The organism is Nocardia citri (assembly GCF_054065835.1).
The window spans coordinates 20,502-41,288 of record NZ_JBSUQM010000002.1 but is presented as its reverse complement, the minus strand read 5'-3'; the positions used below and the strand labels follow the sequence as shown (position 1 = coordinate 41,288).

Annotated in this window: 14 protein-coding genes; 1 reads left to right on the top strand and 13 read right to left on the bottom strand. The window is 64.8% G+C overall.

The annotated features are described in order from the left end of the window. Positions 1-61: 61 nt before the first annotated feature. The 10 genes from ACW2Q0_RS03885 to ACW2Q0_RS03840 all read right to left on the bottom strand — a co-directional run bounded on the left by ACW2Q0_RS03885 (position 62) and on the right by ACW2Q0_RS03840 (position 13,187). Positions 62-892: an ESX secretion-associated protein EspG gene (locus tag ACW2Q0_RS03885; RefSeq protein ID WP_457186201.1), complete on the bottom strand. Its 831-nt coding sequence runs from the start codon at positions 890-892 to the stop codon at positions 62-64. 9 nt (positions 893-901) lie between these two features. Beyond that, positions 902-1,213 carry a hypothetical protein gene (locus tag ACW2Q0_RS03880; RefSeq protein ID WP_457186199.1) on the bottom strand — a complete coding sequence of 104 codons (312 nt, stop codon included), beginning with the start codon at positions 1,211-1,213 and terminating at the stop codon, positions 902-904. A 33-nt stretch (positions 1,214-1,246) separates the two neighbouring features. Continuing rightward, on the bottom strand, positions 1,247-1,654 hold the full coding sequence (locus tag ACW2Q0_RS03875; protein ID WP_457186197.1) for a hypothetical protein: 408 nt from the start codon (positions 1,652-1,654) through the stop codon (positions 1,247-1,249). Between the two features lie 40 nt (positions 1,655-1,694). Continuing rightward, positions 1,695-3,032: a PPE domain-containing protein gene (locus ACW2Q0_RS03870; protein ID WP_457186195.1), complete on the bottom strand. Its 1,338-nt coding sequence runs from the start codon at positions 3,030-3,032 to the stop codon at positions 1,695-1,697. Positions 3,033-3,062: 30 nt separating this feature from the next. After that, positions 3,063-3,380: a hypothetical protein gene (locus tag ACW2Q0_RS03865; RefSeq protein ID WP_457186193.1), complete on the bottom strand. Its 318-nt coding sequence runs from the start codon at positions 3,378-3,380 to the stop codon at positions 3,063-3,065. 159 nt (positions 3,381-3,539) lie between these two features. After that, positions 3,540-7,484, bottom strand: coding sequence for a type VII secretion protein EccCa (gene eccCa / locus ACW2Q0_RS03860; RefSeq protein ID WP_457186191.1), 3,945 nt, complete (start codon positions 7,482-7,484; stop codon positions 3,540-3,542). Between the two features lie 133 nt (positions 7,485-7,617). Continuing rightward, positions 7,618-9,171, bottom strand: coding sequence for a type VII secretion protein EccB (gene eccB, locus ACW2Q0_RS03855; protein ID WP_457186189.1), 1,554 nt, complete (start codon positions 9,169-9,171; stop codon positions 7,618-7,620). Positions 9,172-9,175: 4 nt separating this feature from the next. Then, positions 9,176-10,936, bottom strand: coding sequence for a type VII secretion AAA-ATPase EccA (gene eccA, locus ACW2Q0_RS03850; RefSeq protein ID WP_457186187.1), 1,761 nt, complete (start codon positions 10,934-10,936; stop codon positions 9,176-9,178). Between the two features lie 422 nt (positions 10,937-11,358). Then, a complete protein-coding gene (locus ACW2Q0_RS03845; protein ID WP_457186185.1) occupies positions 11,359-12,243 on the bottom strand; it encodes a hypothetical protein in 885 nt (294 codons plus the stop codon). Further along, the gene (locus tag ACW2Q0_RS03840; RefSeq protein WP_457186183.1) at positions 12,243-13,187 is read right to left on the bottom strand and encodes a C40 family peptidase; all 945 of its coding nucleotides are present in this window, start codon (positions 13,185-13,187) and stop codon (positions 12,243-12,245) included. Before ACW2Q0_RS03840 ends, ACW2Q0_RS03845 begins: the two co-directional genes overlap by 1 nt. A gap of 86 nt (positions 13,188-13,273) precedes the next feature. On the opposite strand from ACW2Q0_RS03840, the gene ACW2Q0_RS03835 reads away from it, so the two are divergent. Next, positions 13,274-14,416 (top strand): hypothetical protein, encoded by a 1,143-nt coding sequence (locus ACW2Q0_RS03835; RefSeq protein ID WP_457186181.1) that lies wholly within the window; start codon positions 13,274-13,276, stop codon positions 14,414-14,416. An 82-nt stretch (positions 14,417-14,498) separates the two neighbouring features. Here ACW2Q0_RS03835 and ACW2Q0_RS03830 read toward each other — a convergent pair whose 3' ends face one another. The 3 genes from ACW2Q0_RS03830 to ACW2Q0_RS03820 all read right to left on the bottom strand — a co-directional run bounded on the left by ACW2Q0_RS03830 (position 14,499) and on the right by ACW2Q0_RS03820 (position 20,774). Further along, the gene (locus ACW2Q0_RS03830; RefSeq protein WP_457186179.1) at positions 14,499-16,823 is read right to left on the bottom strand and encodes a hypothetical protein; all 2,325 of its coding nucleotides are present in this window, start codon (positions 16,821-16,823) and stop codon (positions 14,499-14,501) included. Positions 16,824-16,878: 55 nt separating this feature from the next. Continuing rightward, positions 16,879-18,780 carry a type VII secretion target gene (locus ACW2Q0_RS03825; protein WP_457186177.1) on the bottom strand — a complete coding sequence of 634 codons (1,902 nt, stop codon included), beginning with the start codon at positions 18,778-18,780 and terminating at the stop codon, positions 16,879-16,881. Between the two features lie 113 nt (positions 18,781-18,893). Continuing rightward, positions 18,894-20,774 carry a type VII secretion target gene (locus ACW2Q0_RS03820; protein WP_457186926.1) on the bottom strand — a complete coding sequence of 627 codons (1,881 nt, stop codon included), beginning with the start codon at positions 20,772-20,774 and terminating at the stop codon, positions 18,894-18,896. Positions 20,775-20,787 lie beyond the last annotated feature (13 nt).

Sequence of the window (20,787 nt, the reverse complement as noted above, 5' to 3'; positions counted from 1 at the left end):
CCTCTCGAAAAACCCCTGTGCCGTCGGCAACCGTTGCACCGCACCAACTCCAGCGCGACGGTCAACCAACTCGACTGGTATCGAACCAGCTTCGGCCCGGCAAAAGTTCGACCAGTGCTCCGATCCCGGCATGCAAGGCGGCGTCGTCACCCGGAGCGTAGGTCGATCGGACTTCCCCGTCCATCGCCACACTCGGGGTCACGATGACGCGTCCCGAAGGTGTATCGAGCACATTCACATAGGCTTTCGGCCGCTGCTCGATACCGTCCCGGTGTTCGATCACTACCACCTCCGCGCGCCGCTCGACCTCGTTGCGGATGCGGCTGAGCACACTCGCGGTATGCGGCTGCGCACCCAACTCCAGCAAAACCCGCCGACATTCGTCCTGATCGGCGGGCAACTCAGCGAATTCCGCCTGCGCTGCGGTCACCGGCTCGAACCGCAGTGCCGGACAAGGCCCCAACGCGGCGACCACGCTGGCCGATACGGCGTCGAGCTGTCGGCCCTGCTGGAAAACCGATTGGATGACAACCTCGTCGTCATGGCGCACCGCCAGTACGTGCGAATCGCCGTGCCGGACCAGCGACAACCGCAACATGCCCTGCGGTGCGCCGTCCGGCCCGAAATCCAGAACACGCACAGCCAGTTCCACGTCTGGGCGGTGGAGGCACTGCAGCCAATCCTCGACCACCGGGTGTACGCGATCGCCGTCGATGATGCCCGCCTCGGTGAGCTCCTGTGCGACAACAGCACGCACCCGCTGCAGATCGTCGAGTTTGTAGACGTTCGGCAGCAATGCCAATACCTGTGGGTAAGAGTCGATGCCGCACATGTCTTGCAACAGCAGTGCGGCATCGACATTCAGATCGACCGCGATCGGACCGGACTCCACTGCCTACCGTTACGCCTTGATCGAGCCGAATCGGTTTCCCTGAACGATGTCGATCTGATTCATCGTGCCACCGCTGTTCATGTGCTCGGACATCTTGGCATTCAGTTTTTTGACATCGCCGTCGTAAGCGGTGATCTTGTTGTCGAAGACACTCATGATCCCCTGGTAGCCATCGGCTGCCGAACCCTGGAATTCCTGCATGAGCAGGTTGTACAGCGCGCGCAGGTTGTCCGAGTTCTTCTGCATCGCAGCACAAAGGGATCCGATATTACCGGTGGCCGCCTCCGCGGCACTGTAATTGAAGTGAATAGGCTGGGACATGGTAATAACCTTTCTCGAGTCTCGTTTATTTGCTCAGTGCCAGGTGTTGAAATCGACCTTCGACGCTCCGGCGTTATAAGCCGCCTGACCCTGCGCGCCCAGGAAGGTGTGGTCGCTACCCGCCCCGAGGTATCCCTGGTCTACAGCGCTGGCGCCGACCTGCGCTGCCGCATCCAAGTCCTGGGCATCGATCTTGACGCCGGCGTCGTTCAACGCGTCGATGATCTCCTGCAGCGTGCCACCCAGGGATTTGCCCGCGTTGTATGCGTTGGACAGCGCTGTCTGAGCCGCCCGCCCGGTGGCGCCGTGGACAGCTGCGGCAAGCTCGTCCTGGGCACTCCAGAGACCGTTCATGCAGCCCTCGAGTTCACCGAGGCAAGCAGCCGAATTAGCGGCACCCGTCTTCAATTTGTCGGGGTCGACATGAGTGAAAGTAGCCATTGTTGTTCCTCTCCATCAACTGGAATTCGACCTCGGCGATTTACCGCGGAAGAACTTGGGCATTCGAGTCCGCATCGTCGTCGGCTCTTCCGATGACACCGACCAGAACTTCCTGATCAGTCACCGATTCCGCCGGCCCATTGGTGTATTCGATGACGCCGATGACCGGCGGCTTCTCCAGCACCGGGACTTCGAATTGCGCGCCAGGTACGAACACCTTGCCCGGCTTGCGTTCCTCGTCGCGGCGACGGCGACGCCTCCGGGCATCGGCCGCGACTGCCCGGCGTGGCGGCCCGCCGCGGGTGGCGGGTCCGGTCGACACCGGATTCGAGCTGGGGCCGAAGCTCGCGCCGGGGGCGCGCAGCCAACTGGACGGCATCCGGAATCCGGTCGATGCGCCCGGCATCGAGCCGAACCCGCCGCGCATCATCCCGATGGCGACCATGCTGCCCACCCCGCCGTTCAAGCCCGCCAGCGTCGTCGAGTTCTGGGATGCGCCTTGCAACCACTGCTGATCCGACGCGCCCTGGTCGAAGCCGTTCGCGCCCGAATCACCCGACAGGGAACTGGGATCCACCTCGGGTGACAAGTGCTGCGGATCGCTAGGGGTGGCCGAATTCTGCGGATCAGTGGGCCGAGTGGGATCGGTGGGCGAATCATTACCGCCGGATCCGTTGTCACCGCCGCCATTCGAGCCGTTATCACCACCGCCGTGCGAACCGGTGTGGCTCGTTGTCGTGGTGGTTCGAGTTTGCGTAGTACCGGTGTGGTCGGTAGTTCCAACCGTCGTGGTGGTGTCGGACGGCGAATAATCCATCCGCATGCCGGGATCGCCGCCGGTCACGATCGGCGGTGCATCGACCGGTGGTGGTAGCTTGGCCAAGGTGGGCAATAGCTCGCCCGCATAGGCCGCCATCACGCCGAGGGCAGCCCCCCTGACCGCCAGTAGCTCGTCCTCGGTTTCGAACAGCGCCAGCCCGGTCGGCATACCGAGAGCAGTCGCGGCGAGCACGGCGGCCTCCCGCATTCGAACTTCGGCGCACCACGCGGCCACCCCCGTCATAGCAGCGCGAGCCCGGTTGTAAATGGCGGCCGCCTCGTCCGCCACCTGAGCGGTTTGCTCAGCCACGGCGGCCTGCGCACGTAGCCAATTCGAATGGTTGCGGAACGCCGCTTGTGCCTGCTCCGCCGACAATCCGCCCCAAGCTCCGCTCATCTGAAGCATCGAGCCGTCGGTATTGGCCGCAGCGGCATGCAATTGCATGGCCAATGCGTTATAAGCCCGCGCCGTCGCAAACGTCGTCGCGGCTCCATCGCCAGTGAGTAACGGGAAGATTATTGCTTCCGGCGCCAATGCGCCGAATACGACATCCAGCATGTCATCGGCCTTCGCTCGACCTATTCGCGACTACTTGTCGAATGCCATTCCATTGCTGAGGACTTGCCCTCCGAAGTGCATATCGTTGACGGTGTATTCGATATCTATCTCAGGCAACGCGATCGCGCCACCGTGTCCCTCTACAGCGCCGTTCACCGTCTTGGGGAAGAACGACATCGCATGCGGGCCGAAGGCAGCCGGGATGCAGGCGCTGACATCGTCGCTACCCGGCTGCACAGGGACGCAAGCCGGGGCGGTCGATTGCAGCATCAATAGAAGATCCTCAGCACTGATGCCGAGTCGTGAAGCAATAACCGGGAGCTCCCCCGGAACAAGGTCGAGGTTCATGGAAGTCTCCTAACGACTGGTGCCAGTTGTGGGCAAGCGGCACATCAAGAACGCTCCGTCAATGAGTACGCTAAGTCATCCCCAACTATGGGAACATCAGTCGATCGAGCCCCGGAAGAAACTTACCCACTGCCGGTCTCCGCTAATCATGGGAGTGACCTATCCCTCCGGCGTCCAAGCGGATTGGACGAGATCCTTGCGTGAATGCAGTGGCTCCACGAAGATGCCCCGGCCCACCGGCTGTTTCGTCGCCTTCACATCGCCGATCAGAATCCCGTCCAGTTTCGAGCCGTCCATGATCACACCGGAGGAGTTGAGGTTCTTGATCTGACCGAGCACGTTGTCGTACATCGCGGTATCGGCCTGGGCGATATTGCGCGCCACGATGACATGCAAACCGGTGTCGCGGCCGTCGATGATGATGTCCTTCAACGGTTCCAGCGGATTGCGCAGACCGCGCTGGGCGACCATGTGGTAGTCGTCGATCACCACGAAGATCTCCGGTCCGGTCCACCATGAGCGCTCTTTGAGCTGCTGTGAGGTGACGCCGTCCGGAGGGCGGCGGCTACGCATCTTCTCCGCGAACGGCGGCAGCCCGTCGAGCAGGTCACGTTCACTGGTCAGGAAGCCGATCAACTGCTCTTCCGGGATGGCGTCCATATGCTGGCGGCGGTAGTCGATCAGCAGTACCCGGGCCTGGTCTTTGGTGAACTGCCGCCGGATCGACTGCAGCAACGCGGCGAGCACCGTCGACTTACCCGAGCCGGACGAGCCCAGCACGATCAGGTGCGTCGAAACACCGAAATCGACGGCGGCGGGTTGCAAATCGGATTCGCGAACACCGAACGGCACCACCATCCGCTGGGCGGGGTGCATCGGCGCCGGTCGACCCGCGAGGATCTCGTCCAAGGTGATCTGGGCCGGCAGCAGCTTCACCTCCGGTGCCCGGCGGCCCTGGTAGGTCCGGTGCAGCTCCTCGATGGCGGCCGTCGAACCCACGCCGACCGACTCCGCATCCCCGTTGCCATCGATGCGCGGCAGTGCGGTCAGCATGTGCAGCGCGTCATTGGAGATACAGCGACCTGGCCGATCCGGGGGGATCGCGGAGACAACATTGCGATGCCCCATGAATACGGTGTCGGTCAAGTCACCGAGGCGCATCTCCACGCGGGTCTGCAGCAGATCCTTGATGGCCGGACGGATCGCCGCCCACCGTGAGCTGCTAACCACCAAATGGATCCCGTAGTTCAGACCCTGCAGCGCGATCGACTCCATCACGGGCAGATATTCGTCGAAATACGGTCCGGTGACGGCGAATCCGACGTCCCAACCGTCGACGACCAAGAAAACATCGCAGTGCATATCGCCGCGCGCGCGCAGTTCCGCCGATTCTCGGGGTGAGTTGCGCCGACGGCGGAATTCACGCATGGAATCGATGCCGAGCTCGGCGAATAGTGCCTGCCGACTCGCGATGAGATTGGTGACCAGAGCGAAGGTCCGCCGGATCCGGTCACCGTCACGGCCCGAGGCGACCGAGCCGACGTGCGGCACGTTGCGCACACCCGCCAGACCACCGGAGAAGTCGAGGCAGTAGAACTGCACCTGCTCCGGAGAGTGGGTCAGCGCGGCGGACATGATCAGTGTCTGCAGGACGGTCGACTTACCGGACTGCGGGCCACCGACGACGGCAACATGGCCACCGGCCCCCGACAGGTCGACCGACCACACGTCTTGGCGTTGCTGGCGCGGCTTGTCCACGATCGCCAGGGGCAGTTGCAGCGCGCCCGGCGTCACCGCGGCCAGCAGCTTGTCCAGGGTGGGCGGCACGGTCAGCGGCGGCAGCCACATCTTATGCGCGGGTGTGCCGAACCCGCCCAGTTGTTGCAGCGCGGTCTCCATCACCGTCACCGGCTCGCCCTCCGGCGTCTGCGGCTGTTGCACAACGGGTTCCGGCTCGACAGGCGCGGGCCGCACCTCTACGATATGCGCCGCGGTGAACTGCTGCGGCGGCCGATAGCCCCCGCCGAGCCGCCGGGCCCGCTGTGCCCCGGCCGTCGAAGTCTGAGCGGGCGGGGTGTATGGCGCACCGACGTAGGCAGCCTGGAAGCGCTGTAGATCGCCCGACCCGACACGCAGATAACCCGAGCCCGGTTTCTTCGGTAGGTGGTAGGCGTCCGCGGTGCCGATAGCATCGCGGGAATCGCTGGTCTGGTTCGTGCGCAAAGCGATTCGATAGGAGAGGTGGGCCTCCAGTTCACCCATTCGGTTTGCCGGCACCTTCTGTGAGGCCAGCAGCAGATGGATACGCAACGATCGCCCCAACCGGCCGATGGCGACGAACAGTTTCGAGAAGTTCGGATGCTGCTCGAGCAGTTCGGCGAATTCATCGAGGATGATCAGCAGAGTCGGCATCGGTGCCAACTGAGCGCCCTGCTCGCGGGCCCGCTCGTAGTCGGCGATGCTGGCGAAGTTGCCCGCATCGCGCAGAATCCGCTGCCGGCGGCCCATTTCGCCGTTGATCACGTCTTCCATACGGGTGACGAGATCGGCCTCCTCCTCCATATTGGTGACCACTGCGGTGACATGATGTAGCCGGTCGAAGCCGAGGAAGGTGGCACCACCCTTGAAGTCGACCAGCAGTAGGTTGAGCACGTCGGGTGAATGGGTCGCGACCGCCGAAAGCACCAGTGTGCGAAGGAATTCCGATTTACCGGAGCCGGTGGCACCGATGCACATGCCGTGCGGGCCCATACCCTCCTCGGCCGATTCCTTGATGTCGAGATGGACCAGGCCGCCGACCGGGTCGTGACCGAACGGAATGTTGAGCCGGGCCCGGTCCGCGTCGCGTCGGTGCGGCCACTGCCGCTCGACTCGGATCGCGCCGGGATCCGCGATGCCGACCATCTCCTCCCATGAGGTGCCGCCGCTGGCCTGATCGGCGACCACCGCCTCCACTACCGTCGAGAGTCGGTAAGGAGAAATATTGCGGGCCAACGCCGTTGCCGTGGCGACCGACATCGCGTCGGCGACACCTACCCGCCGGAGCCCGCGCACGGTGACCTCGTGCAGCGACCGGTCGGGGTGCACGGTGAACTTCAGCGCCCGCGGCAAAGTCTGCTCGGCCGGCCCCAGACGCAGCCAGGTACAGCCATCGATACCCGAAATATCGCGGTCCGTGGCGGCACCGCCGACATCGACGATCAGCAGATAGTGCTTACGGTCCAGGGTGGGTTCGGAATTCGCCGAGAAAGGACCGCGATTGAGTCCCGCCAGCGCCTTCGTCCGCAACTCGGCGACGCTGCGGTACACCATCCGGCTCGATCCGATCGCGTCGGTATCACTCGGATGCTGGGTATGAGGCAACCACTTCAGCCAAGCCCATTCCGGCGCATCGGGATTCGACAGCACCGCCGCGACCGCGATCTGGTCGGGGCCGTGCAGCACCACGACCTCGGCGATCATCGACCGGACCAGTGCGGCCACTGCGTCGGCGTCGCCGTCGATGCCGACCTGCGGTGCCGAGAGCAGGTTGATCGCGACCGGCATGCCGCCGACCGTGGAGTACGCCTTCGCGAACCTTGTCACCTCGACGACGCCGACCGGATCCAGATCCGAAGTAGGCGCGGCCTCGGGCACGATCACGCGCACCTGATTGGCGATCCGGCCCCGCCCCACCCGGACCCGCAGGAATTGCGGACTGGCGACCTGGACCTCCCACATGCGCTTACCGCCGATCAAGGCGGCGATCTCGGCCGGACCCGGATGGGTATAGCGCAGGAAGGTGTGCAACTCGGCCTCGGCCGCGTGCACGGTCTTGCGGTTATCGGTGATACTGCGCAGATAGTCCTTGCGTTCCTCGTTGAGGCTCGCGGCGCTGCCGTTGCTGTTGCCGCTGAGCGCACCGCCCATCATGCCGCCCATGGAAACCAGCATCATGATCGGGAACATCAACATCATCGGCGACATCTGCCCGCCGTTGCGGAACATCATCACCATCATGCCGACCATGGCCGAAACCATGACGACCGGCATAATCATCTTGAGTCGCGACGGCGGCACAGGTTTGGGCAGTTCGGTCGGCGGCTGCAGGCGCAACTCGGTCACGGCCGGCGCCTTGGGGCCGCGCACCATCCGAGCGGACCGCACGAATCGGCGAGTCGCGGTCACAGCCGTGCCTCACCAGTGCTCGGCGCTGCGACCGGGGGTGCTGTGTTCATGGTTCCCTCGCTCGGCTCGGTCACGAGGTACCCGGAAGTCCGGCGACGGCCTTATTCGTGGGAATTCCGTCGTGCTGAAGTTTGGCGTCCGCCTGAGACAGGGTCGGGCCGACCGCGAACAGCGATACGATGCTCCACGGCGCGGGGACCGGATTCTTGACACCCAACGCGCCCAGTGTCCGCTCGGCCCCACCGTGGTCACCACCGACGTCGATGCCGTAACGCACACCGCTGTCGGAGATCCAGAACAGCGATTCGCGCCGGGGCGATCCCGGATCCTCCCCGGTCACCTGGACGAATCGCCCGGTAGTCCTCGGCATGTACGCGGCGTCGGCGGTAGTTCCGCGCGAGCCGGTCGCCGTTACCAGAAAGACTGTCCGGCCCTGTTCCTCCACTGTCAACGGCAGCTGCCGTCCTACCAGCAATTCGACTGCGGCATTCGGATCGGTGCCCGAGCGCGACCAGTGGTAGCAGCTCACCCCGAGCCTATTCGGGTCGACGACATGCACCGGGCGGCTCGGAAATGCCGCCGTCCCCGGCCACGCACCAGGTCGCAAATTCGCCGCGATCACATCCGGCCCGACTGTCCTGGTGCCGACCGAGCCGTGTGAGTCGGCATTGCGGATCATCGCGGCAAGCACCGAATTGATCTGCGCGACACCGGATTCCGACACGAGATAGTAGGAGGCGCCGCGGTCGGGAGTGGATACCGTCAGCACGGAGCCGACCGGAACGCTCAGCCCGGAGGTCAACGTGACGGTATTGCCCGACCCCGGCACCACCGGTACGCGCAGCGGCGGTGCTTCCGGGATGGCGGAAATGAACCCCTTGGAGGCGGAGACCACCGTCGATGTCGGATCGATGCCGAGCGCCAGGATCACGGCCGAATCGCGCAAATCGATTGCGGCGCGGACGATCCCCTCCTCGGGATCGGAGTACACCAGCCAGGTGGTGGTGTCGTCACGCAGTAACCGGGCCTCATCGGGCCCCAGCCCGCGAATCGCATCGCCGTCGACGGTCAGCGGACCACCGATCGCGGTGGTCTGCACCGGAGACAATGCGACCGTCGGGAGTCCGGTGGTCGGATTGACCGGGGCGGCGGCGCCGATCTTCGCGGTATCACAGACCGTCCACGACGAATTCCGGTCGCTGGTGTCGGCGATCGTTGCGGGGGCGCCCGGAATCCCCACCCACGGTCCACGTGGATATTTCGCCAGTTCATCGCGCGAAACCGGCACCGGGTTGTCCGCTGAGCCGATGATCAGCCGTGCCGAGGTCAGATTCAATGCCGGATGCAGCCGACCGCCGACCCGAACGAACAGCGCGCCGGTGTCCTTCTCCGACACGATCTTCGAATCCCCCACCTTCTTGGCGGGTTTGAAGAATGCGAGTACGGCCGAACCGGCGATCAACACACACGCGAGCGCGATGCCGATTGTCAATGCGGTCGACCGGCCGCGCTGCGGATCATCGATCATCGAGGCATCCCGGCGGACCAGCGCGTGCTCGATCCGGCGCAGCAGAAATCGCCACCCCGAAATCTGGTGCTTGGTCACCACCCGGAAGCGTGCCACCGAATCAGCCCGTCGCGGCTGGCGCCAGGCCCGCGAGCGCGGCGCTGATATCGAAGGCGTCGATGGTCATCAACTCCTCATTGGTCATCGCGAGCAGATCCGCATTATCCCTGGTGAAGCGGTAATCCCGCTCGGCCTCGGCAGCTTCGACCACATTGCGCACGAATCGGCCGTTGCCGGCCAGATCGATCAGCCGACGACCGTTGCGAGTCTGTTCGGCCAGCGTTTCGCAGCGGTCGCGCAGCACCTCGCGGGCCTGTTCGGACAGGATCGAATCCTTTTTGCGGGCAATGTAATCGGCGATGCGCACCAATTCGTCCGCGTTGTAGCTGGAGAAGCGAATCCGCTTGGTGAAACGGGAGGCCAGGCCGTCGTTGGAGGCCAGGAAGCGGTCGATCTGGTCCTCGTAACCGGCGATGATCACGACCAGTTTGTCGCGGTCGTTCTCCATCCGAGCCAGCAGGGTGTCGACGGCTTCCTTGCCGAACGCGTCACCGCCGGAGAGCCCCTCCTGGACCAGCGTGTACGCCTCGTCGATGAACAGCACACCGCCCAATGCCGAATCGATCAAAGCGTTCGTCTTCGGCGCGGTATGGCCGAGATGGGTGCCGACCATATCGTTGCGGGACACCTCGATCACTTCGGCGTTCTCGACCACGCCGAGACCCGCGAAGATCTTGGCGATCACGCGGGCGATCGTGGTCTTACCGGTGCCGGGTGGGCCGGAGAAGATCAGATGCTGGGATCGCGAATCGACGGCGAGGCCGCGCTTGGCTCGCACCTGATCCATCAGCACACCCGACTTGAGCCGATCGACCTGCTCCTTGACCGAGTCCATGCCGATCTGCGTGTGCAACAGGTCCGATGCCTCTTCCAGCAGCGATTCCCGTTGCATCTTCGCAGCCGATGCCGCGACTTCGGCCGGATCGTCGCCGGACTTCGGATCCCACTGGTTACTGCGTGACGCTATGACCTCGGCGGTGGTGATCTCGAGTCGAAATGACTTGTCCCGCACCGCGCGTTGCCAGTCCGGACGATCCGGCCACAGCGCCGAGCCCTGCACACCCTTGAGGATCTTGTCGGCAGCCTCGTGATCACCATCATGGCGCAGCAGCATGCCGAGCAGGTAGTGCGCATCCGCCCAGATGTAGGACAGATTGCCGGATTGACTGTCCTCCACGATGCGCTGCGCGCGCGGCAGAGCCTCGCCGAATCGGCCGAGATGCGCCAGCGACTGCGCGGTCATCAGTTCGGCGGCGATATCGAGCAATCCGTCCTCGAGCGCGGGCTTGGCATTACGCGCGGCGAGCATGTCGATCCACTGCTTGGTACGGAAGAACAGCGACATCCGCACGAAGTCGGCGACGTCGTCGCGGGGCACTTCATCGAGAATGGCGGAGGCTTCCTGCCATTCACCACCGTCGGCGTAGGAACACGCCTGGGCAATGGCGATCTGATCGCGATCGGCCATCGCCACGCGCAGCCCGTAGACGCCGATCTCGACCTGGCACCACAATGCGCGATCGACCAGACCGGCCCGCTGCTGATCCCGGTAGAGATTGTGCACCGAACGGTAGGCGCCGTAGATCACCTCGGAGGTGACCTCGCCGGCCATGGCCCGGCCCAGCCAGGCATCGCACATGTCCGGGTCCAAATCGGTGGCCGCGCGGAAAGCGGCCGCCGCATGTTGTTCGTTACGCACACCCCCGGCGACCAGCGCCAGACTCTGTACACCTGTATAGAACGCGTCCTCGGCCGCAGACAACTCGGACTTCCCTTCCGACGATCCCGTTGACCGAAGATAGCCATTTCGGATCCGGTCGCGACGTCAACCTATTCCCAATCTTGGGAATTCTCGCACGGATGGAGAGTCCGCCCTGTCGGCAAGGATCGACATCAACAGCCCGACTGGCCAATAATAACTAACGTGCCGCTATTGAACGTGCCATTATTTAGCGGTATGATTAATTCGGGTCGGCGGTCCCTCATCCCGAAGACCCAGTCCCATCCAGCGGTGGCTGGCGCCGAGATCCGGCAGCCAGTCACCGCATGGCGAGCGGCGGATCGGCAACCCACTTACTCCAACGGTCCGCATGCGGCGGCTGGTCGAATCCCCCACACACTGCCCGGCCGCCGCAACGCTCCCGGGGATCGCCGGCCGACAATTCAGTCATCTATCGGGTGAGTTCACCCCCGATCGCGGCGTCGCACTGTCGGCACCGTCACCGTCGCCCCAGCAGCTGCCTGCTGTTGGCGACCCAGCTTCGACCACGGTGTCTCCCGCGGCTTGCGTGCGGTCGTCGCACGGCTGTCCACTGATCGGAAAGCCCTCGGCGGCACCGCCTGCTGAGTGCTCGCCCGGGCCGCCGAAGCCCGGATCGCGCGGGCCCACGGTGTGACGAATCCACGCGTGCGCGTCGGTGTGGCAGGCAGTTGCCGGACCGGGCCGGGCTCGACCTCACGGACCAGGGCTCGGCTGGTCTCGGCCACGTCGTCGGCGAAGGTCACCGTCTTGCGCACCAATTCGTCGGCTTGGCCTTCGCGCGCCGTCGCATCCGCGCCGACGCCGGTGAGCATTGCGTCGATACTGCGTCCGAGCGGCTCGAGAGATTTGGCGATGACCTCGGTGACGACGTAACCGACCAACGCGCACTCCAGCTGCGCGCACAATCGACGCGCCGCCGCCACGACCGAGGGACCGACAACCGCCGCCGCCGGGGTGGCCATGATGCTCACGTAAGTCGTTGCCAGCACGGTGAGTTCGGTCAGCACCACGGTCTTGGTCACCGTGATCACATAGGCCACCGCATCCAATCCCTTCGCCACCAAGGCGCAGACTCGCTCGATCTGCGCCGTATGGTCGGCGCTCCTACTCGCCCACGTCGCGACCAGCCGCTGACAGCTGTCGGTCGCACCCACACCGTCGGCGGTCGCGGGGCCACCCAGAACATCCGTGGCGAAGGCGCGCACCTTGACGGCGAGCGCGCGCACCTCGCCGTCATCGATATCCGAATAGCGAACGCCGCAAGAGTCCAGGAAGTACGCGACCTCCGACGCGAGCGGCTCGGCCATCAAAGTACCCGGACGACGACGGCGTTTTCGGACATGCGCGACCACTTCACCGTCGAACCCGAGTACGGAGCCTCGATGACCATCCCGTTGCCGGCGGCGAGCTGGACGTGCTCAGGTCCGCGCGCACTGAATGAACTTGCGGGAAATACCAAGTCGCCCGGCCGCACATCATGCGGGGACACCCGCACCCCGCTGTAGATCTGTTCATAGGTGGTCCGCGGTAACACCACGTGACCATCGGAGGCCTGCGCGATCGCATACTGGGTCAGCCCGGAGCAGTCGAAGCCACCACCGCTGGGCCCGTGCGCCCCGCCGCCGCCCCAGATGTAGGGCGTGCCGAGCCATTCACTGGCCGCTCCGACAGCCTTGCTGCCCGCCGTGCCGTCCGATGGCACCCGTACCCGGCCGCCGCGCGAGAGCACTGCGGAGCGCGAACGAGCTCGACGCCGACGACGCGATGTCGTGTTCTTGCGCCGGGTTACCTGCGGCGTGGTGGTCGGCACGATCTGGGCCGCCCGCTGACGTACGGCCGCGACATCGGCGTCGACCTGCCGGGTGGCATTGGTGATGGTGGTGCGCGCCGCGTCGAGCAATGCCGGTCCGCTGAATCGGGTGTCACCGACAGACGCGATCGCCATGGCGCGGGTTCGGAATTCCGCGATCTGATCGTTCAGCCGATTGCGGCCGGTGATCGTCGCGTCACTCGACTCGGCGACCGCCTTGTGCACCACGCCGTCTCGGCCCGCATGGGATTCGGCCGTCGCCGCCTGCAGGCTGCGCGCATCGGTATAACCGATCGCGCCGGCGCCAGAGTGCGCGTGGAACTGGCGTGCGATCGCGTCGACGACAGTCGGCGCGCGTCCCGGGTCGGGTTGGCCGTCGCCGTAGAGTCCGAGCAGCGATTGCAGCACGCCGTGAAGATGGTCGGTCAGTGTGGGCGCCATTCCATTCCTTCCCAGTTCTGGGATTCCTACGACTATGCGGCAAGCCGACAGGAATGCCATTCCCAAGGGCGGGAAGCCAGGACAATATGAGGAACTTCAAGGGAGGCGGTGTCGACGATATGCCAGCAGATGCGACGGATACTGCCACGACAGGAGACCCGGAAGCGCTGCTGTCAGCATTCCAGACGGGCGATTCCAGTACGTCGAGCGCCACGACGACATCGAGCACCACCACCAAGACCGGTCACTACTGGACCGTCGAGCTGGTACGTCCCCCGGGTGCGCGGACCGGCCTGAAGTCCTTCATCGCACTGGCCGAGGCCGAAATACAAACCGCGGTCGATCTGCTGGGCCGGGGCCTGACCGATCCGCCACCGAATGTCGACGACCTGATGAAGCCGGTGATCTACGAAAGCCTCGGCCAGAGTATGACCGCCGACCAGTACGAGGCGGCCCTCACGAAGGTCGAAACCAAGCAAACCGCGCTGCTCACCATGGACAAAAAGGTAATGAAAACCGCCATCGTGATCTCGGCCGAGAACGATCGGACCCTGCGTTCGATCCAGAGCGTGGTCAAGGATCTGAACCTCAAACTCACCGCGGTCGGGTCGGGCAAGTTGAAATCCGCTCAGGAAGTGGCGCTCATGAAGGCCATTGCCGCCGCGGTGGAGGATGTATACGAGAAAGTCACCGCCGTCGCCGATGCCAATGCGGAAATGGCGGGTGACTCCAGCAAGTCGGATTCCAACAGTGCCGGCTCCTCCGCCAACAGCAGTGGCGGTGATTCCGGTAGCGGCGGATTGGGCTCGCTGGTGCAGGGGCTGATGTCGATGATCCCGATGGCGGCGATGGCGGTAGCACCGATCGCACAAGAATTGTTGAAAAGCCACGAGGATCCGAACAAGGACAAAGACGCACACGCCCAGGGGGCCCAACCCCAGGGCGGACAGGCGCAGGCAGCAGCACCCGATGCGGCTGCAGCACCGGGCAGTGCGACCCCGGCACCGGCGCCCGGACAACCCGCGACCACCGCACCGGCGGATCCGAACGCGCCTGCATCGTCCGCCCCCGGATCCACCGCACCGGCGGCGAATCCACTGGTGCGGCCGGCCAGTGCGAATGTCCGGCGCTCGACGACGCGGCCAGCCGTAACGACCGCGGACGGGGCGGACACAGCGGAGGCCGTGGATACCGACGACGAGCCGGATTCCGCTGTGGTGCAGGCGTAGTCGTCGAATCGACCCGGCTGTGTCGGATTCCGACACAGCCGGTTCCCGCCCGGCCGGAATCCGGTGTCGCCCGGGCCGTGTCTCAGATCACCGCCGTCGGTGCGCTTACCGCGGGCGGCGCCGCAGGCGCACTCGGCGGGGCCGTCACGGCACCTGGTGCGGCTGGAGCCGCGTCAGTGGCCGCGACGGCGACAGTGCCGTCGGCGGGACGGACGAATCCGCTGAACGTATAGTCGTCGTGCCCACCGTACGGCGGGTTATCGGTGTCGAGATTTACCAGATGGCCACTCGAGATCATGTGCAGACCCGAACCGTCGACGACGAGCACACCGGTAGCGACCACATTCCCACTACGGTCCGACCACGTCGCGACATCACCCGTATGCAGATCCGAGTTGCCGACCGGAGTACCCCGAGAAATGTCGGCCCCGGTACCCGAATAGGCCGCCCGCGCATCGCTGCCGTTCGGATTGTTCAGTTCCTTATTGACCGCCTGTGCCACCGCCGAGGACACTTTCTGAGTCGAACCATCGGGCAGGCGCATATCCACATTGGCCTTGCCGGTGGTGGACAACTGCGGTGGTGTAGCAGGCGACGCGGAGACCAGGCCGGAATCTGTCATCTGGGCCGGGTTCGCGGCCGACGCCTGCACGGCCTGCGCGGCACCCGACTCACCCACGCGGTCCCGGTAGCGAGATTCATCGTCGCCCGTGTCTTTACCTTTACCGTTCTTGCCCTGGTTCATACTCGATATCAGGCTCATCATCTGCATCGCCTGCATCAGGCCTGCCGTCGAATTACCCGAATTCGAATTACTACCGCCACCGTTGTTGGATCCGCGGTTGTTGGACCCGCCGTTGTTGCTGCTGGACTTCTGTCCGGAGGCTTCGACTTTGTCGATCGCGGAATTGATCGCGTTCAGTATCGCCGAATTCCCATTGCTGGCTCCGGTCGTGGCAGCGGTGTCTCCGGCGGATTCGGACGTCGTGTCATCTGCGCCGCCCTTCTCACCATTGGTCAGCAGGTCTTTGTAGCTGTCGCCCCAATCAGTCGACATGACATTATCGGCCGCGTTGTTGTTATTGCTACTGTTATTGCTACCGTTGTTGTTATTACCATTGTTGCTGTTATTGTCGCCGGAGTCGTCGGCTCCGGTGCGTTTCGGCGCTGCGGGTTTACTCTTCTTGACTTCCTCCTTCTTTTTCTCGAAGAAGTCGTGTACTGCTTTCACCTCCTTATCCACGGCAGTGCCCGCATCGAGGAGTGCATCGATAAGCTTCTGCTCCGAATCCCGCGTGACGGCGGCACTCTCGATGGTGCCGCCCTCCTTGCCGTCTTTCCACGTGTAGTCGATATCGGCAGCGCGGAGTTTCTCGTTCAGATCATCGATTATATGATCTTCGATCTTGTCCCTGGCCTGCTCGATCCGGTCCGGGATATCCGTCACCGAGATGAGGTTGACCTTTTCCTGCCACTTCTCCATCTCGCTCTGCACTTGTTGGAACTGATCTCGATTTTCGTTGTACGCATCGATCATTTTCCCCTTGTTGTCCGACTTGGTCGGATCCGGGAGATCTTCCTTCGTCATGATCGTCGCGAGGTCAGGCATTTGCGTCCCGCCGCCGGAGCCGAGCAAATCGACCTGCGTCTGCATCGATTTCTTCACCGTATCCCGGACAGTGTCGAACAGTTTGGATGTCGTACCGCGCGGGCGATCGAAATCGACAAGAAACCAGTGCTTTCCCTTATCCCCCTCGAAAAGGGTATGCTGTTTCCCATCCTTATCTGTCGCAACGAGCTTGCCGTCGACCAGTTTTACATCGACGATATCCTCGAGGCCGAAATCCGTCGACCAACCGGAATAACTGCCGTAAGGTCCCTTGACCTGAACATCGATACCGTGCCCATTGACGGTGACCGAGCTGATGCCGTCAACGTTCTGAACCCACATCCGGCCGTCGGGTCCGACGATTTTCAGCTGATTGTCGGTGACCTGGAAGGTGTATTTCCCGTCTTCGCTCTTCAGTTCCTGACCGGGAAACAGCGATTGGCCGGTGTGCAGCGTGTTTTTGTCGTCAGCGGAGGTATTTGTGGTGGGCGCGCTGGACGGCTTGAAGTTGGGGACATTTTCATTCGATATATTCCCGGAAGTCTCCGAAGAAATTTTCGAGTAGCTTCTATGCACGCCGTTGGTGCCCGAGAACTCGTGTAGATTTCCGTCCGAGTCTATGACCTTGTTCGTATTTTCATATTCAAGGTACTCGAAATGGCCATCCCCTTTGCTGTAGATCGGTCGCATAGGGGCGGCGGCGTCGTCGGATTCGAGGTAGTAGTAACCTTCTTTGTCCCCTGGTGAGCCAGAAACGAATTCCCACTTGCCGTTGACGTACTGCCAAAACGAATTCATGGCACCTCTCAACCCCGCCGATTGCTATCGGACGCTACGCGTGCCCAGACGGTCATCATTCAAGACCTTTCCGAACGCTGCCGGGCACAACGGTCCGGGCCGCGATCAGCGCGACGCTGGGCGGACCGGCGTCGACGACCGGGGCCGTGACCGCACCGGAGGTGACATGCACCGCCCGGGCACCGTCGGTATGAGCGGCCGAGACGGCAGCCGGTACCTGGGCGAACAGCGGATGGGCCACGATCTGTTCATGCGCGTAGACGGCATCGCGCAGGGTCTGCCGGGTCGGCTCGCCCGCCAGTAGGAAGACCAATTCGTTGCATCGGCGTTCGAAAGCCAGCGCGCGCAATTCCGATGCCGCGTCCTCGACGCGTAGTTCGCCCAATCCGACTCGGCCGACATCGAGCCGTTGGGACAATAGTTGTGCCGCAAGCAGTTCGTCGGCCTCGCGCAGTTCATCCCATACTTCGCGCCGGGCCGACTCGCCGGATTGCAACATCGCCAGTATCCGCTGCCGCAGCGAGGCCGAGGTCGCGGACAGGGCAGTCCGCCCGACCCGCACGTGCGCGTCGGCCGCCAGCTCGATACAGCGGGACCGAGTTTCCGAATCCGATACCTGCGCAACGTAATCCAGCGCCGCGGCGGAGCCGGTCAGGCCGAGCCGGTCGGTCGCGCCGGGAGTGAACTCGCGCAGATCGATGTCGTAGTTCGGACCGACCAGGCCCGCCATCGCGACACCATCGAGCCGCGTGCGCAAACCGGGATCGATGGGTCCCGACGACACCAGTGCCGAGAGCGCGGCATCGGCCTTGGGTCCCCAGGCCAGCCCGAATTCCACCAATACGCGCGCCGGATCCGAGATGCCCTCCCACGGCGACCCGGACCCGTCCGCGCCGAGCATGTCATCCCACAGCCAGGGCATCGAAACCTCTTGCGGCAGAAATACTCCGGCAGGCAGCCAGCCACGTCCCTCGTTCGTGGTGATGAATACGCCGCCGCCCGCCGGTCCGCGCAGCACCGCGACCGCCCAGGCCGTTTCCATCGACGATTCGACGGCCGCGAGCACGCCGCCGAGCAGGGTCTTGGCCAGCGCCACATCCTCGTTCAACACATCGCCGACCGCATTGGCGGGTTCGGCTTCGTGCTCCGTGTCCTTCGGGCCCAGCGGCGCCGCGAATGGTGCCGGAGCAGCCGACGACATCGGTGGCGCACCGATAGTCGGTGCGGTGATTCGATCGTCCGGCGACCTGCCGTAGATCGGTCCGACACCCTCGCCGGGTGCGACGGAAGCGGGACCGTGGGCTACCGATGCGGGCGACACCGTGCCGCTGCCGACAGGCGCGGGCGGCGACGACTGCGTGGCCACGCTGCTCGGCGGTGCAGCCATAACGGTCGTCCCCGGAGGCATAACCGGCCCCGGACCGCTCGGCTGCGGGCCCGCGGCCGGAGGACCGCCGGTCGGCCCCGTACCGTTCGGCTCGCGCGGTGCCGTGGGGGTTTCGGTCGGCCCGCCACCCGGCGGAGCAGTCGGGCCGCCGGGCGGCGCAGCGATTGGCCCATCACCGGGCGGAGCAGTCGGCCCAGGGGGCACAGGCGGAGGCGCGGACGGTCCCGGACGTTTGGATGGCGTGCCGAGCGTGTCACTGATGTCCTGACCGTTTCGGCCGATCTGCGAACCCATGTGTTGATCGCCGCGCTCGAAGGCATCCGCCGATTCGCGCAACGACTTCGCCTGCTGATCATGCTGGGCCGCGTATGCAAGACCGGCGCTCTCACGTGCCGAGTAATAGTCCTCCAGTTCGTGATAGATCTGATCGGCGATCGGCCCGTACCTCGTGGGAAAGGACGCCAGCCAATCGCGCGGTGGCACCGACCACGCGCGCGCATCCTTGGCGATTTGTTCGTGCCGGAGGGCCATTTGACGCAGCACCGCAGGGTCGATCTCCATCTGTGGCATGCCGTATCAATCCTTTCCCTCCGCCGATTCCCATTGTCGATCGTCCCCACCGATGGAACTTCCGAACGCCATCGCGGCTGTCCGACATCGGCACCTTCGCCCTCGGCGCACCGTCACCGCTGGTCGGGGCGGACCGACGGCGCGACCGTCGGCGGCGCGACCACCGCGCCGTTCGGCGGGCCGGCGGTGACGGCCGGCGCCGAGACCGCGCCCGGGACGACCGCGGGGCGAACTGGCCGGTCGACCTCCGCGGCCGAGACCGCCGCCGGAACCGCCACGAACAGTGGATGTTCCACGATCTGTTCGTGCGCGTAGACGGCATCGCGCAGCGACTGCCGGGTCGCCTCGCCCGAGAGGAACAAGACCAATTCATTGCACCGACGCTCGAAAACGATTGCGCGCAAATCCGATACTTCGCTGTCGAGGCGCAGCTCACCCAGTCCGACCCGGCCCACATCGACGCGCCGAGAGAGCATCTGCGCAGCCAGCAGGTCATCGGCGTCGCGCAATTCGTCCCACAGTTCGCGCGATACCGGCTGCCCGGCCTGCACCATCGCCAGGATTCGTTGCCGCAGAGCGGATGCGGTGGCCGCGCTCGGCGCCGACAGCGACCGCCCCACCTGGGCGTGCGCGTTTGCCGCCAACTCGACGCAGCGGTCCCGCATCTGCGAATCCGCCACCTGCGCAACGTGTTCCAGTGCGGAAATGGAGCCGGCCAGGCCGAGCCGGTCGGTCATGCCCTGGGTCGGCTCGCGCAGATCGACGTCGTAGGCCGGGCCGACGAGCCCCGCCATCGCGATATCGGGGAGCCGCGACTGCAGGCCCGGATCGATCGGTCCCGACGACACCAGCGCCGAGAGCTTCGCATTGGCCTTGGGTCCCCAGGCCAGCCCGAACTCGACCAGAACTCGCGCCGGATCGGAGATGCCTTCCCACGGCGATCCCGCCCCGTCACCGCCGAGCACCTCATCCCACAGCCACGGCGTGGAAACCTCACGCGGCAGGAACACTCCGGCAGGCAGCCAACCCCGGCCCTCGTTCGAGGTGATGAACATGCCGATGCCCCCTGGACCGCGCATCACGGCCGCGGCCCAGGCGGTGCCGATCGCCGACTCGGCGGCCGCCAGGACACTGCTCAGCAAGGTCTTGGCGAGCACCAGATCGTCGTTCACCACGTCGCCCACCATATAGGCGGGTTCGGCCTCCTTCGCCTTGTTCGCCGCGACCGCCGCCGCGAAAGGAGTCAGTATTGGCACGGGCATCCCGTCCGCGGTCGGGGCCGCGGGCGGCGGACCGGACTGACCGTCCGCCGACCCGTTGTAGACCGATCCGGCACCGACACCGGGCATGACCGGACCTGGGGTGACCGATGTAGGCGGCATCACGCCGCTGCCGACCGGCGCGGTAGGCGAGGATGCGGCGGCAGCACCGGCGCCCACCTGTGGGGCAGCTCCCTCGGTCGATCCGGGGGCAACCGCACCCGCCGGACCCGGCGGACCACCGTGAGTACCCGGACCACCGGTTGTGGGCGCCGTGCCATTGGGCCCAACCGGTGTCGACGGGGTGTCGCCCGAGGTAGGTCCGCCATCGTGGCCGCTCGGACCACCGGGCGGCGGCGTGAACGGCCCCGACCCCGACAGGCCGGTGGGGCCACCGGACGGACCGCCGGACGGCGGGGAGCTCAGATCGCTGATGTCCCTTCCGTTATCGAGGAGTTGCGACGCCATATCGTGGTCGGCGCGTTCGTATGCGTCCGCGGATTCGAGCAACGACTTCGCGGTGTAGTCGTGCTCATCGGCCAGCGCATTGCCGGCACGCTCACGGGCCGCGTAGTACCTCATCAGGGCCTCATGGACCGGAGCCGCGATTGATCCATAGGTCGACGGGAATTGCGCCAGCCAATCGACTGGCTGCTTCGACCATTCGCGTGTGTCATCGGCGATCTGCCGGTGTTGAAGGGCAAGCTGACGTAGCACCGCAGGGTCGATGTCCATCTGGGGCATGCGT